The 15,085-nt window shown below is 66.7% G+C and carries 10 protein-coding genes; 4 read left to right on the top strand and 6 right to left on the bottom strand.

Annotated elements, in window-relative coordinates; genetic code table 11:
• Positions 1-100: 100 nt before the first annotated feature.
• Positions 101-565, top strand: coding sequence for a GtrA family protein (locus ACFCV3_RS25220; RefSeq protein WP_376033712.1), 465 nt, complete (start codon positions 101-103; stop codon positions 563-565).
• Here ACFCV3_RS25220 and ACFCV3_RS25215 read toward each other — a convergent pair.
• Together ACFCV3_RS25215 and ACFCV3_RS25210 are read right to left on the bottom strand one after the other, a co-directional pair.
• Complete coding sequence (locus ACFCV3_RS25215; RefSeq protein WP_376033710.1) at positions 501-2,567, bottom strand: glycosyltransferase family 2 protein; 2,067 nt, start codon at positions 2,565-2,567, stop codon at positions 501-503. The genes ACFCV3_RS25220 and ACFCV3_RS25215 overlap by 65 nt on opposite strands.
• On the bottom strand, positions 2,564-3,463 hold the full coding sequence (locus tag ACFCV3_RS25210; RefSeq protein ID WP_376033708.1) for an NAD-dependent epimerase/dehydratase family protein: 900 nt from the start codon (positions 3,461-3,463) through the stop codon (positions 2,564-2,566). Before ACFCV3_RS25210 ends, ACFCV3_RS25215 begins: the two co-directional genes overlap by 4 nt.
• Before the next feature lie 258 nt (positions 3,464-3,721).
• Here ACFCV3_RS25210 and ACFCV3_RS25205 point away from each other — a divergent pair, with 258 nt between their 5' ends.
• Positions 3,722-7,672, top strand: coding sequence for a GH92 family glycosyl hydrolase (locus ACFCV3_RS25205; protein ID WP_376033706.1), 3,951 nt, complete (start codon positions 3,722-3,724; stop codon positions 7,670-7,672).
• A 159-nt stretch (positions 7,673-7,831) separates the two neighbouring features.
• On the opposite strand, the gene ACFCV3_RS25200 is transcribed toward ACFCV3_RS25205, so the two are convergent.
• From ACFCV3_RS25200 to ACFCV3_RS25185, 4 genes are all read right to left on the bottom strand, one after another.
• Positions 7,832-8,131, bottom strand: coding sequence for a hypothetical protein (locus tag ACFCV3_RS25200; protein WP_376033704.1), 300 nt, complete (start codon positions 8,129-8,131; stop codon positions 7,832-7,834).
• Positions 8,132-8,179: 48 nt separating this feature from the next.
• On the bottom strand, positions 8,180-9,400 hold the full coding sequence (locus tag ACFCV3_RS25195) for a mannosyltransferase family protein (protein WP_376033702.1): 1,221 nt from the start codon (positions 9,398-9,400) through the stop codon (positions 8,180-8,182).
• Complete coding sequence (locus ACFCV3_RS25190) at positions 9,390-11,606, bottom strand: transglycosylase domain-containing protein (protein ID WP_376033700.1); 2,217 nt, start codon at positions 11,604-11,606, stop codon at positions 9,390-9,392. The genes ACFCV3_RS25195 and ACFCV3_RS25190 overlap by 11 nt, the downstream gene beginning before the upstream one ends.
• Positions 11,607-11,717: 111 nt before the next feature.
• Positions 11,718-13,205 carry a short-chain fatty acid transporter gene (locus tag ACFCV3_RS25185; RefSeq protein ID WP_376033698.1) on the bottom strand — a complete coding sequence of 496 codons (1,488 nt, stop codon included), beginning with the start codon at positions 13,203-13,205 and terminating at the stop codon, positions 11,718-11,720.
• 216 nt (positions 13,206-13,421) lie between these two features.
• Here ACFCV3_RS25185 and ACFCV3_RS25180 point away from each other — a divergent pair, with 216 nt between their 5' ends.
• Both ACFCV3_RS25180 and ACFCV3_RS25175 read left to right on the top strand, forming a co-directional pair.
• Entirely contained in the window at positions 13,422-14,003 is a 582-nt protein-coding gene (locus ACFCV3_RS25180; RefSeq protein WP_376033696.1) for a helix-turn-helix transcriptional regulator, read from the top strand.
• Positions 14,000-15,079 carry an inositol-3-phosphate synthase gene (locus ACFCV3_RS25175; protein WP_376033694.1) on the top strand — a complete coding sequence of 360 codons (1,080 nt, stop codon included), beginning with the start codon at positions 14,000-14,002 and terminating at the stop codon, positions 15,077-15,079. Before ACFCV3_RS25180 ends, ACFCV3_RS25175 begins: the two co-directional genes overlap by 4 nt.
• Positions 15,080-15,085: the final 6 nt, after the last annotated feature.

Raw genomic sequence — 15,085 nt, 5'->3', positions numbered from 1 at the left:
ATAGTGGCTCTCCCTTTCATTCCTATCCCGGCAGACCCCCTGCGCAACCCCGAGGACACTGGCAATTAGCTGTGAATCCGGGGCGTGCACAATGGATGCCGTGCGCATCCACAGAAGGCTCGCGGCGCGCTTCGGCCTGCGCCGGAGCCGAATGTTGCTGTGGGCGAAGTACTCGGCATCCTCGGTGATCTCGACCGCGGTGAGTCAGGTCGCCTTCGCGTTGTGTTACTGGTTCGGCGCGATGCCGTTGCTGGCCACGGTGATCGCCTGGGTCGCCGGCGGCATCCCGAACTACCTGCTCACCCGGCGCTGGGCCTGGGAACGCCCCGGCCGGATGTTGCCCTACGCAATCATCGTGGTCGGGAACGCAGGGGTCGCGGCCCTGGTGACCAGCCTCACCGACCTCGCCGCCCAGGCCTGGATCGACTCGTTGTTCTGGCAGACCCTGCTGGTCAGCAGCTCGTACTTCTTCACCTTCGCGGTGCTGTTCGTGGTCAAGTTCAAGCTGTTCGACCGCTGGGTGTTCGCCGAGCCCGTCGCAGTACGTACTCCCGCAGCCACGTAGTGGTCATCACCCGCGCGTAGTTCGCGCCGTACACGAGTCCTGGGCCTTTCTTGCTGGTCCCGTCGCCCCGGCGGCGCATCGTCATCGGCAGCTCGACGACTCTTGCCTTTCGGGCGAGCGCTCCGAGGAGAAGCTCGGACGACTGGTACTGCGGCTCGCGCAGCGTGACCGCGGTGGCGAGGTCGGCTCGCATCGCGCGGAAACCGAACGAGGTGTCGGTCAGGCGGTGCCTGGTCAGGATCGACGCCAGTACGGCGAACACCCGGACACCGAGCCAGCGCAGCCGACTGTCGGCGTCCTCCGCACCGAGTCTGCGTGATCCGGTGACGAAATCTGCCTCGTCGTCGAGGATCGGCTGGAGGAGTACGGCGAGTTCGTCGTTGTCGTACTGGCCGTCGGCATCCGTGGTCACGATGTACTGCGCGCCACCGCTCGCAGCCACGTGATACCCGAGCCGCAGTGCCGCACCCTGACCACGGTTGCTCTTGGCAACGACTACTGAGGCGTCTGCCTGCTGGGCGATCTCGGCGGTGTTGTCGGTTGCGCCGTCCACCACTACGAGTACGTCGACTGGCAGACCGGAGCAGGTCCGTGGCATGTTCGCCAGCACTGGACCGATTCCACCGGCTTCGTTGTAGGCGGCAATCACCACGACGATCGGTGCGAAGGTTGGCTGGAATCCCTGTGTGGCTTGGGAGTCCACCGCGTCTGGGTAGGCGGCGAGCGCGGGGCGCGCCTGGTCCTTGCCGAGGATCGCGCGCAAGCCGATCGCGCCCGCGAGGGGGAAGAACACGAGCGCCGGGAGCTGGTAACGCCAGGAGAACTCGAACGCTGCCGAACCAAGCAGAAGGATGACCCCGGCTGCAGCAGGGAACAGTGCTGCCATCCGAAGTTCCTTGGCTCGCACTGCCGCGGCTAGCGCGATCAGCACACCGAGGCCGAGCAGGGCTCCCGAGGCGTATCCACCGTTGAGCTGATAGGCGCGCAGGATGGCGGCCGGGGTGTGCATGACCTGTGGCTCCTGGCCGCCGTACTTCACGGCGAAGGCGGCGGTGTTGATGTCCTGCAGGTTCGGATAGGTCAGCTGGAACTGCCAGCGGCTGAGCGGTACGTCGTTCGGTGAGGTGGTCCTCGTGGGAGCGAATCCCTTGGCGAAGTCCTTCAGCGCCGCCCAGGTGACGTCGAGCGGTTGGTTCTTGATGACTTCGTGGGCGAACGCGGTTGCCTGTTCGGTGGTTGCGCCGGCTGGGAGGGGGTTGTGGGCGTACTGGTCGACACCGAGACGTGGTTCCTTCGGGCAGAGCTGTTTGAGCGACACCTTGCTGCAGTCGGCGACGACTGCGGTCCGTCCGTAGAGCACCTGGCTCCCGGCACCGGTGAAACCCCAGCGGCCGGTCTCAGCGTGGAAGTAGCCGACGTAGGCGCCAAACACGACTGCAAATCCAGCTATGGCCACCAGCACTCGTCGCCATGCGACAACGGCCAGATAGAGCACGACAGCGCACAGCAGGGTGATACCGATGGCCCGGACTGCGAACGCGGCGCCTACCAGCAGCCCGGCCGCGGCTGCTGCCTGCCAGCTCGACTTTCCGAGCAGCAGCCACAGCACACCGACCAGGAGTACGTCGAAGAGCGTCTCCGCCATCACGTTCTGCTCGATCTGCACCTGGTAGGCATCCAGCAGCAGCGGTGCGGCGGCCAGCGCGGACAGCCAGCGGCAGACGGTCAACCGCCGCGCCAGCGCGTAGACCGCGACCCCCAGCAGCAGCCCGACGAGGTGCTGCACGATGACGACGAGCGTCGTACCGCCTAGTGCGACCAGTGGCTTCAGTGCGATCGAGTAGCCGATCGGGTTGAGCTGGTCCGGTCGCAGCAGCTCCATGTTGTTCAGGTACTGCTGCGAGTCCACATAGATGATCCCCGGCTGGTACGCGACCGTCGCCAGCACGCGCAGCGCCGTACCGGCGACCAGGAAGACTCCCAGCAGCCAGTGGCGCCTCACACTTGCTGGAAGTACTGCCATGTCCGGGCGAGGCCCTCGTCGAGCGAAACCGTCGGGGCGTACCCCAGGTCGCTGGCGATGTCGACGATCACAGCAGGCATCTCACCGGGCGGAGCCTCGATGTGCTCAACCGGGATCGGCTTGCCGGTGACTGCGCGGACCGCCTCGACCAGCTCGAGCACCGACACCGACCGGCCGGAGCCGATGATCGCGCGACCGTCGTACCCGGTCTCCAGCGTGAGCAGTACGGCGTTCACCACGTCGTCGATGTAGACCAGGTCCCGGCGCTGCTGACCGTCCCCGTGCACCTGCACTCCGGTGCCGGCGAGCGCTGCGCGCATCAGCCGCGGCACGAAGCTGTCCTTGTGCGACATGCCTGGGCCGTAGACGTTGGTGAACCGCAGTGCGGCGGTGGCCAGACCGTAGCTGCCGGAGTACGCCGACAACAGCATCTCGCCGGCCGCCTTGGTCGCGCCGTACGGCGTGAGTGGGCTCAGCGGGTGATCCGCGGTGATGGTCGCCGTACCGACATCGCCGACGACCGCGTTGGTCGAGGCGAGCACGAACCGGTCCACACCACTGCCCCGGGACAGCTCCAGCAGCACCTGGGTGATGGTCACGTTCTGCGCGAAGGTAGCCATCGGTGCGTCCACCGAGCGCAGCACCGAGGTCAGCGCGGCCAGGTGGACCACTGCGGTCGGCCGGGTCTCGAAGGCCCCGATACAGACTTCCTGGTCGGCCAGGTCCCCGGTCACCACGGTCACGCCCTCGTCCCAGGTGGGGTCCGGCGGCTCCCGGTCGACTGCCGTCACCGGCACGTCCCGCTTCCGGAGAGCGCATACCACCGCTCGCCCGATGAAGCCTGCCGCACCTGTGACCAACACCCGTTCTGCCATGGCGATCAACCTACGCCCGGCGAGCAACTGAACCGCAGTCGGAAGCGGGCTGCTACAAGGCCTTGACCAAGCGTCATGAAGATAGGGAAGATCACCCCGGACGCGGGCTGACAACCTTGTCATCGGGGCCGCGTAAACCTCCGACGCAGCAGCTTCAGGCTGTCGCGCCGGCCGGCCGTGCAAGGAGCGTGGATGAATCTCCGCCGCCCACTGGGTCTCGTCGCGTCGCTCGGGCTAGTTGTGACAATGTCACCAGTTATGACGTCAGCGCATGCCGTCCCTCCGAACACCTCGGCCACCCACGACGAGCCGGTGGTGAGCGGGGCCTCGTTCTTCACCTCGTTCGAGTCCGGGCAGCCACAGCCCGGTTACACCGACACCGTCGAGACCGGTCCGGACGGCAAGCCCCGCACGGGCGGCGTCCAGGGCCCGACCCCGACCGGTGTCGGCGGCAGCGAGATGGACAAGGTCACCACGATCACCGCCAGCGGCGAGAACACCGGCGGCGGTGAGATCGCCTCCAACGCCGCCGACGGGGACAAGTTCACCAAGTGGCTGGTCTTCACCAAGACCGGCTGGCTGCAGTACGAGACCTCGGCCCCGGTCGTGATCCGGAAGTACGCGCTCACCTCGGCCAATGACGCCGACGGCCGCGACCCGCAGAACTGGACCGTCCAGGGCTCGAACAACGGCACCGACTGGACCGTGCTGGACACGCAGACCGGTCAGAGCTTCGAGAACCGGTTCCAGACCAAGGAATACAGCTTCGCGAACGAGACGGCGTACAAGTTCTTCAAGTTCGACGTCACGCTCAACCACGGCGAGAACATCGTCCAGCTCGCCGACTGGTACCTGTCCAACGGCGACCCGCTGCCGCCACCGGGCCCGGTCGCCGAGTCGCGGCTGGACTCGGGCCCGACCAGCGCCTACAACGCCCGCGCCCGGGTCGGTTTCACCGGCGTGAAGTCGTTCCGGTACGCCGGGCGCCAGACCGCCGAGGGCCGTGGCTACACCTGGAACAAGATCTCCGACGTCGATCTGAAGGTCGGCCGGGACACCCGGTTGTCGTACAAGATCTTTCCCGAGCACGTCGAGGGTGACCTCAGCTACCCGAGCACGTACGCCGCGCTCGATCTGGCGTTCTCCGACGGGACCTACCTGAGCGATCTGCGCGCCAAGGACCACCACGGCTTCGGGCTCAGCCCGCGCGGGCAGGGCGACGCCAAGGGCCTGTCAACGAACCAGTGGAACAACATCGAGGCCGACCTCGGCAAGGTCGCGGCCGGCAAGACCATCAAGCGGATCCTGATCGGCTACGACAAGCCGACCGGACCGGCCGATTTCCGCGGCTGGGTGGATGACATCCGCATCGCCGCCGCTATCAACCCGGACTCTGCGGCTCAGAAGACGGCGGCCAAGCACCCGTCCGACCTGGCGCTGACCACACGTGGCACCAACGCGACCGGCGGGTTCTCCCGGGGTAACAACTTCCCGGCGACCGCCGTACCGCACGGTTTCAACTTCTGGACCCCGGTGACGAACGCAGGCTCCCGCTCCTGGCTGTACGACTACGCCAAGGGCAACAACGCCGAGAACAAGCCGACGATCCAGGCGCTGTCGATCAGCCACGAGCCCAGCCCGTGGATGGGTGACCGGCAGACCTTCCAGGTGATGCCGTCGACGGCGGAGACCCCGACCGCGAACCGGGCCGCCCGCGCGTGGTCGTTCAGCCATGACAACGAGGTCGCGCGGCCGTACTACTACGGTGTCGAGTTCGACAACGGGAACGCCGCGGAGATCGCGCCGACCGACCACGCGGCGATGCTGCGGTTCAGCTTCCCGAAGGGTGGCGCGTCGCTGGTCTTCGACAACGTGACCAACGAGGGCGGCCTGACACTGGACCCGGACACCGGGGTGGTGACCGGCTTCAGTGACGTGAAGAGCGGGCTGTCGACCGGCGCCGGCCGGCTGTTCGTGTACGGCGTGGTGGATCAGAAGGTGGTTGCCTCCGGCAAGCTGTCGAACGGTGGCGGCGCGAATGTCGGCGGCTACTTCGGGTTCGATCCGAAGGTCACCCAGGTGCAGCTGCGGCTGGCGACCTCGCTGATCGGCACCGAGCAGGCTCGCAAGAACCTGGAGATGGAGCTGCCGGCCGGTTCGAAGTTCGGCAAGGTCAAGGACGCGGCGCAGGCACTGTGGGACGCGAAACTGCGCACGATCGAGGTCGAGGGCGCCACAGCGGACCAGCTGACCACGCTCTACTCGAACCTGTACCGCCTGTTCCTCTACCCGAACAACGGCTCGGAGAACACCGGCACCAAGTCCAAGCCGGTCATTACCTACGCCTCGCCGACGTCGCCGAAGGTCGGCGAGGATACGCCGACCACGACCGGCTCGAAGATCGTGGCCGGTCAGACCTACGTGAACAACGGGTTCTGGGACACCTATCGGACGGTGTGGCCGGCGTACTCGCTGTTCGCCCAGGACACAGCCGCCGACCTGGTGAACGGCTTCGTCCAGCAGTACAAGGACGGCGGCTGGATCTCCCGCTGGTCCTCGCCGGGCTACGCCAACCTGATGGTCGGTACGTCGTCCGACGTGGCCTTCGCCGATGCCTACCTGAAGGGGATCAAGGGCATCGACGTGCAGGCCATGTACGACGCCGCCGTGAAGAACGCGTCCGTCGTACCGCCCTCGCAGAACGTCGGCCGCAAGGGGATGGACCTGTCCACCTTCCACGGCTACACCGCGAACAGCACCGGTGAGGGCTTCAGCTGGTCGATGGACGGCTACATCAACGACTACGGCATCGCGAACATGTCGAAGGCGCTGTACGTCAAGGCGAAGAAGAGTGATCCGCGCAAGCAGGAGTACCTGGACAACTACAAGTACTTCCTGAACCGGGCGCGCAACTACGTCACGCTCTACGACCCGACGGTCGGCTTCTTCCAGGGCAAGAACCCCGACGGCTCGTGGGGTACCTCGCCGAACCTGTTCGACCCGCGCGACTGGGGGCACGACTACACCGAGACCAACGCCTGGAACATGGCGTTCTCGACCCCGCAGGACGGCGCCGGGCTGGCCGCGATCTACGGCGGCCGGGACGGTCTGATCAAGAAGCTCGACGAGTTCTTCAGCACCCCCGAGGACGCGCTGCACCCCGGCGGTTACGGCGGCACGATCCACGAGATGCTCGAGGCGCGCGACGTACGGATGGGTCAGTACGGGCACAGCAACCAGCCGTCGCACCACATCACCTACATGTACGACTTCGTCGGTCAGCCGTGGAAGACGCAGGCGCTCGTCCGCGAGGCCGTGTCGCGGCTGTACCTGGGTTCGGAGATCGGGCAGGGCTACCCGGGTGACGAGGACAACGGCGAGATGTCCGCCTGGTACCTGTTCAGCGCGCTCGGCTTCTACCCCCTGCAGGTCGGTTCGCCGTCGTACGCGATCGGCTCGCCGCTGTTCAAGAAGGCGACCGTGCGGCTGCCGGGCGGCAAGAAGCTGGTCGTCAGCGCACCGGGCAACAGCGCGAAGAACGTCTACGTGAAGGGCGTCCGGATCAACGGGAAGAAGTGGACGTCGACCAACCTGCCGCACGACCTGATCGCGAGTGGCGGCAAGATCGAGTTCGAGATGACGGACAAGCCGTCGAACTGGGGTACCGGACGCAACGACGCCCCGCCGTCGCTCACGACGCCCGGCGAGGACCCGAGCACCTGGCGGGACTCCACCTCGGACGAGGGCGCCGTGATCACCGGCTCGGCGGATGTTGCTGCGCTGACCGACAACGACACCAAGACCCAGGTCACCCTCACCGGTGACAAGCCCACGGTGACGGTCGCCCTCCAGCAGGGCCGCCCGGTCGGCATGTACACGCTGACCAACGGCACGACCGGTACGGCGCCGTCCAGCTGGGTGCTCGAGGGGTCGAACGACGGGACCACGTGGAAGACGGTCGACAAGCGGACCGGGGTGACCTGGCCGTGGACGTCGTACACGCGGTCGTTCAGCATCGCGTCACCGAAGGCCTATACGCAGTACCGGCTGGTGCTGGCGCCGGCCGCCGACGGAGTGACGCTGGCCGAGTTCGAGCTGCTCGGGACGCTGAAGGGGATCGAGGTCGGAACGCACCCGAGCGACAAGCGGGTGGCGGAGACCCGGCCGAGCCCGACGCCGTCCCAGTCGATCGACCGCAACTACGGGTAACGCCAAGTAAAACCCGCGGAGCCTGCCCCTGAGAGGTTCCGCGGGAAATTGAGGAGGGGTGGCGGTCCCCGCCCGGACTGCCACCCCTTCACCCCTATCGACGGCCGGAATCGCCGACGGGTTGCCTTCCGCGCCAAAGAGTCCACATGCCGGACAAACTCACCGGCTGAGTGAGAACCATCCGAGGTTGAGCAGCGCGATCGCGGCCGTGGTGGGAACGATCACCTGGGGTGCGATTCCCGCCCTGACCGCGAAGACCGGCAGGGCCAGCGCCATCGCGATTCCCCCGAGCTGGACGGCGAAAAGTGACCCCAGGCTGCCGATCGCACAGTCTTCGGCACTCGGCGGGCACAGCGGCACTCCGAGCTGGAACAGGGCGGCGTACAGGAGGCCGGCGGCCAGACCGACGTACGCCGCCTGAAGCATCACCCTGCCGATCGACTGCGTCCGTGTCTCCATGCGAGTCACGCTAGGTGCCCGATCGGCCGCGGTCTTGAGGGGAACTACTCAACCGCTCCAGCGGCCGGTGAAGAAGCCGGCCGCCCAGATCGCGGCCAGCGGTATCCCCAGGCAGAGGTAGAACCGGCCGAGCCAGCGATAGCGGTGGACGAGCACGGCGAGGCCGATCCAGAGCGGCCACCACAGCAGCGTCGCCCGGGTCATCGAGTAGATCCAGAACGACGTACAGAAGGCGCCGATGGTGGCGGCGATCCAGGCTGCCTCGCCCCACGAGCGGCGCCAGAGCAACCAGGCGAGCAGCAGCAGACCGATCACGAGCGTGACCAGCTCGGCCCGGAACATCCAGGTCCAGTCACTGCGCTCACCGGCGAAATGGCCGCGCGACGCGGCGTCCCAAGTGTGGATGAGCGAGTCCCACGGCCAGGTGAACTCGCGCGCCCAGCCCTTCTCCTGCGCCTCCTGCCAGGCGAACCACGAGCCGTGGATCTGCTTCAGGTAGGCCATGAAACCGAGCACCGGAATCGCCGGCAGCAGCAGCCAGGGAGCCGACGGCCAGTCGCGCTTCTTCGAGGTGACGAACTCGACCACGAGGGCGCAGGCGAGGAAGATCCCCGAGACCCGCACCGTCGCGGCGAGCGCGACGAAGATCGCGGCCCGGGCCCAGCGCCCCTGCCGGGCGGCGAGCCAGGCGGGGAAGGCGAAGGCGCAGAACAGCGCCTCGGTGTACCCGGCCGCGAGGAAGACTCCGACCGGAGCGCCGTACCAGACCACCGCCGCATTCGGACCGAGGCCCTTGAGCTCCGGGAACTCGTACTGCGCGAGGCGGGCGAGGTAAATGCCGGCGATCGCACTGGCCACGGCTGAGACGAGGATGCCGGCGCCGAAGTACCCGACGCCGGTGAAGTGCACGAGGTGAACCAGGAGCGGGAAACCGGGAAAGAACGCGGCGAGCGGCGCCTGCGACGGCTCACCGTTGTTGTAGCCGAACTCCGCCAGCGCCTTCAGATGCCAGACGTCCCACTGCACCCAGGCGCGCCAGACCTCCGGGTACTCCGTCCCGCGGTTGAACAGCAACGGCGCCGAGATCGACAGCAGGAACAACCCGACCCGAGTGGCAAGCCACCACCCGAGCACCTCCCGCGTCATCGCCGCCGGCAACCACCGCCGCAGCCCGACCCCCTCCACCCGAGCCCGCCGCGCCCGCCCCGGCCGCGCCTCGACGGCGGCTGGGGGCGGCTCCGGGGGCGGGGCGGCTGGACTACTGACCACCGCCGCCGGGATTCTCCGGATTCTCCGGGTCTTCGCCTGGTGGCGTGATGGTCGGCGGCCAGCCCGGAGTCCTGGTCGGCGTCTTCGTCGGCTTGCCCGGCGTCTTCGTGGGCGTGCTGGTCGGAGTGTTCGTCGGCGTCTTCGTGGGCGTGCTGGTCGGAGTGTTCGTCGGCGTGTTCGTCGGCGTCATCGTCGGGGTCTTCGACGGCGTGACCTCGTTCTGCAGGCCGTCGTCGTCCTCCGGCTCCTCGAAGTTCACGTCCGGCAGGTTCTCGACGGCCGGCTTCATGAACTCCAGCCAGGTCTTCAGCGGCCAGTTGCCACCGAAGAACGCCTCGTCGCTCGAGTACGGGTCGAGGTCGGACTCGCCGTCCTTACCGGCCCGGTAGACCACCGAGGTCGAGAGGTTCGGCGTGTACCCGGTCCACCAGGACGTCAGGGTGTCCGAACCGTCCTTACAGCCGTCACAGGCGGCGTTCGCCTTGCGGTGCTCGACGGCGACACCACCGGCCGTACCGGTCTTCCCGGCCACCTCGCGGTCCAGCTTCCGGGCGTCCTTACCGGTGCCCTTGTCGACGACGTTCTTCAGAATGTCGTTGACCTTCTTGGCCAGCTCCTCGTCGAAGACCTGCCGCGGCTTGATCTTGGCCTTGTCGCTCCAGACGACCTTGCCGTCGCGGTTGGTGATCGACTTGATCGTGTGCAGCTCCGCGGCCTTGCCGTTCGCCGCGAACGTCGCGTAGGCGTTGGCCATGTCGACCGCGGACGCGTACGGGTCGGGGCCGAGAACCGTCGACGGGTTGTTCTTGCCGACCTCGAGCTCCTTGGTCTTCGGGATACCGGCCGCCTCGGCGGCCGCGACCAGCTTCGCCGGGCCGTCCTGCATCTGCTTGTCCACCAGGTCGTAGAACGCCGTGTTGATCGACTGCTCGGTGGCCTTCTTCAGCTTGACGTCGCCGTAGTCGTTGTTGAACTCGTTGTTGAGCTCCTGGCCCTGGATCTCGATCGGGCTGTCACCCTGCAACGGTTTGTTCAGGTCCCAGCCGTCCTGAAGTGCCGCGGCGACCGCGAACGGCTTGAAGGACGAGCCCGGACGGGCCCGGCTGGTTGCCCAGTTCAACTGGTTCTTCAGGAAGTCGGGCCCGCCGTACATCGCCAGCAGCTCACCGGTCCCGGGCCGGACGGCGGCCATCCCGACATGCAGACCGTCCCGCTTCTTCGGCAGCCGGTTCTGCGCGGCCGCGATCATCTCCTCCTGGGTCGTCTTGTCGAAGGTGGTGACGATCGTGTAGCCGCCGCCGGTGATCTGGTTCTCGGTGAAGCCGCGGCGCAGCAGCTCCTTCTTCGCCATGTCGAGCAGGAAGCCGTTCGGCCCGCCGTACTTGTTGTTCTTCTTCGGCTTGTTCATCGGCGGCAGCGCCTTGGCGTACTTCGTCTGCTCGGCCTCGGTGATCGTGCCGCTCAGCCGCATCCCGTCGAGTACGTAGCGGTAACGCTCCAGGATCCGCTGGTGGTTCGCCTTCTTGTCGATGTCGAACAACGTCGGGTTGTTCAGCACCGTGGCCAGGAAGGCGGCCTGCGGGACGGTCAGCTTGTTCGGGTCCTGGACCTTGAAGTAGGCGTTACCCGCGGCCGAGATGCCGTAGGCACCCTCACCGAAGTAGATCGTGTTGAGGTAGCCCTCGAGCGTTTTGCTCTTGTCCTGCTGGCGACTCAGCTTGGTCGCGATGAACAGTTCCTTGAACTTGCGGGACGCGGTGCGGTCCTGGTTCAGGTACATGATCTTCACGTACTGCTGGGTGATCGTCGAACCACCCTGCAACTGCTCACCCTTGGCGATGTTGTACGCCGCCCGCAACATGCCCTGCGGCGAGATGCCGGGGTTGGTCCAGAAGGTCCGGTCCTCCGCGGCCAGGACCGCGTCCTGGACCCGCTTCGGGATCTGCTTCAGCGGGACCGATGTCCGGTTCTGCTCGTAGAACCGGCCCATGTTGTCCTTGCCGTTACCCCACTTGACCGTGGTGGTGTTGGCCTCGAACTCCTTGTTGACGTCCGGGATCTCGGTCCGCTGGTAGATGATGAAGAACGCGGCGGTGCCGAGGATGATCCCGAGGAACCCGAAAGCCATCAGCCAGCCGAGCACCCGGAGCGCCCAATGTTTCTTCGTTCGGCGCGGCGGAGCGGCTTTTCTACGAGCTTCACTCACAGTGCAGTCCTCGACGATCTCGCGGAAGTCATTGCCCCACAGACTACGGCGGGTGTGGTAACGGGCCCGAATCCGCTCCGGAGGGTACCAACTCCGGGGTTCGGGGGCGAATCATCCCGTGACGTGCGGCGCCAGGAACGTGACAGCGAGTAACGCCGCCGGGAAGCACGCCAGGAACATCGTGAACGTGTAGCCCATGATGTCGCGCGCCTTCAGCCCCAGGATCGCGAGCGTCGGCAGCATCCAGAACGGCTGCAGCAGATTCGCGCTCGCCTCGCCGAGGTCGTACACGATGACCATCCAGCCGGCATCCACGTTCAGCTCGTTGGCCGCCTGCAGGACATAAGGGGCCTCGATCACCCATTTGCTGCCGCCGCTGGGCACGAAGATGCCGAGAATGCACGAATAGATCGCCACCAACGGCGCGAGCAGGAACTGACTACTTGCCTGCACCAACCAACCGGCCAGCCGGGCGGAGATCCCGGTATACGCGATCATGCCGAAGATGCCGCCGTACAAGGGGAACTGGAGCAGTACGCCGGCTGCTGCGGGCACGCCGTCGCGCACCGCGCGCGCCATCCGCCAGGGGCGCCAGTGCAACAGCATGGCGAGCAGGAACAGGATCAGGTTGACGGTGTTGAGGTCGAGTGCGCTGAAGAAACTCTTGCCGTTGAAGTAGCGGATCAGATACGTCACACCGAGCGCCACGATGAACAGGCTGAACAGCGGCGAGTGCTCAAGCCAGTCACCAGGCCTGCGCTTCGCACTCTGTTCCCTTTGACCGTTGTACGCCGAACCTCGGCCGATGAGCGGTTTGAGCTCGATGCCCATGTGCTCGGCGGTCCGCGAGCTGCCCTCGCCCGGTGCGATGAACCAGGCCATCACGACACCGACGACGTACACGAAGAGCGTTGCCAGCAGCGCCTGCCAGGTGAAGATCGTTTCGCTGAGCGGAATCAGCCCGGTGGCGCGACCGCCGGCCTTGATGACCTCCTGGACCGGTGCGGGGCTACTGCTCGCACTCGCGACCTGCAGCGCGGCCGACCCCGACAGGCCCTGCGCCCAGACTGTCCCGAGCCCCAGGAACGCCATCGCGCCCAGTGCGCGGTAGTCGGCCTTCGGCACGTTGCGGGCCACCTCCCGCGCCAGGATCGCCGCGAAGATGAGGCTGAAGGCCCAGTTCAGGTACGACGCGAACATCGCGACCGCGGCCACGAACGCGACCGCGGACCGTGGGGTCTTCGGGATCCGGGCCAGCCGGGTGATCAACCGGGCGACCGGTCCGCTGGTCGCGACGGCGTACCCGCCGATGATGATCATCGCCATCTGCAGGGTGAACGTGATCAGGCTCCAGAACCCGATGCCCCAGGCATCGACCAGCCCGAACCCCTTGGTCGCGGCCGGATCGTCCGGGCGCTTCAGCAGTGGCTCACCGGTGACGAGCCCGAACAGCAGCACGATGAAGGTGCCGACCAGGACGAACCCGAACGCGTCCGGCAGCCACTTCTCGGTGAACGCGGTGAACCGCAGGGCCACCCGCGCCAGCGGCCCCTCACCCTCGAGTTCGTGCTTGGCGTGTTTTCCATGGCTGTCGGCCATGACCCTCCGCTCCTGGACCACGACGCTGTGTGTCAACCGATTAACGCAGATCGGCGCCTGACGTAACAGGTTTCCTTGGAGTGCCGCCGCGTCAAGGTGACAAAGGCGACCTTTGTCATGAGTTGTCCACAGGCCGACCTGCTGCTTACAGTGGCGGCGCGATGTATCGAACCGATACATCAGGTTCTGACAAACTGGACCGAGGAGGTGGGGGTCATGGGAAACCGCAGTGGTGTCCTGGAGCTCGCCGTACTCGGTCTGCTGCACGAAGCGCCGATGCACGGTTACGAGCTCCGCAAGCGCGTCAACGCCCAGTTCGGCTGGGGACGTGTGCTGTCGTTCGGATCGCTCTACCCGTGCCTGAAGGCGATGCTCCGCAACGGCCTGATCACCGCCGACCCCGGTACGCCGGAGGCGGGGCGCAGGCCGAAGATCGTGTACACGATCACGGCCGACGGCAAGGACCACTTCGCGCACGCGATGCACGATGCCGGTCCGTCGGCCTGGGAGGACGACACGTTCGGCGTCCGGTTCTCGTTCTTCGGCCGGACCGATCCGGCCACCCGGCTGCGCATCCTCGAGGGCCGGCGCGCCCGGATGGAGGAGCGGCTGGCGAACTTCCGGGCCGCGATGAGCCGGACCGCGGAGCGGGTCGACGCCTACACCCTCGAGCTGCAACGGCACGGCCTGGAGTCGGCCGAGCGCGAGGTCCGCTGGCTGAACGAGCTGATCGACGGCGAGCGGCGGCAGCAACCCTCCCAACATCCCCCACCGCCTGACCAAGGAGATTCCAGATGACCTCGATCCGGGTAGCGATCGTCGGCGTCGGCAACTGCGCCAGCTCGCTCGTCCAGGGCGTGCACTACTACCGCGACGCGAAGCCTGAGGAGCGCGTCCCCGGTCTGATGCACGTCCAGTTCGGCGACTACCACGTCCGCGACGTCGAGTTCGTCGCCGCGTTCGACGTCGACGGCAAGAAGGTCGGTCTGGACCTCGCCGACGCCATCGGCGCCAGCGAGAACAACACGATCAAGATCTGCGACGTGCCGCCGTCCGGCGTCACGGTTCAGCGGGGTCACACCCTGGACGGTCTCGGCAAGTACTACCGCGAGACCATCACCGAGTCCGACGCGGCCCCGGTCGACGTCGTGGCCGCCCTGCGTGAGGCGCAGGTCGACGTACTGGTCTGCTACCTGCCGGTCGGCTCCGAGCAGGCGGCGAAGTTCTACGCGCAGTGCGCGATCGACGCGAACGTCGCCTTCGTCAACGCGCTGCCGGTCTTCATCGCCGGCACCAAGGAGTGGGCCGACAAGTTCACCGCGGCCGGCGTGCCGATCGTCGGCGACGACATCAAGTCGCAGATCGGCGCCACCATCACGCACCGCGTGCTGGCCAAGCTGTTCGAGGACCGCGGCGTCACCGTCGACCGGACCTACCAGCTGAACGTCGGCGGCAACATGGACTTCAAGAACATGCTGGAGCGCGACCGGCTGGAGTCCAAGAAGATCAGCAAGACCCAGTCCGTCACCTCGCAGCTGGTCAACGACATCGACCCGCGCAACGTGCACATCGGCCCGTCCGACTACGTGGCCTGGCTGGACGACCGCAAGTGGGCCTTCATCCGGCTCGAGGGCCGCAACTTCGGCGACGTCCCGCTGTCACTGGAGTACAAGCTCGAGGTCTGGGACTCGCCGAACTCGGCCGGCATCATCATCGACGCGATCCGCGCGGTGAAGATCGCCAAGGACCGCGGTATCGGCGGCCCGATCCTGTCCGCGTCGTCGTACTTCATGAAGTCGCCGCCGGAGCAGTACGCCGACGACGTCTGCCGCGACCTGGTGGAGAAGTTCATCCGCGGTGAGGTCGAGCGCTAGATTTCC

The organism is Kribbella sp. NPDC056345, from assembly GCF_042262745.1.
GTDB lineage: Bacteria > Actinomycetota > Actinomycetes > Propionibacteriales > Kribbellaceae > Kribbella.
The sequence above is the reverse complement of the archived record's forward strand: the minus strand, read 5'-3'. Positions and strand labels throughout refer to the sequence as shown.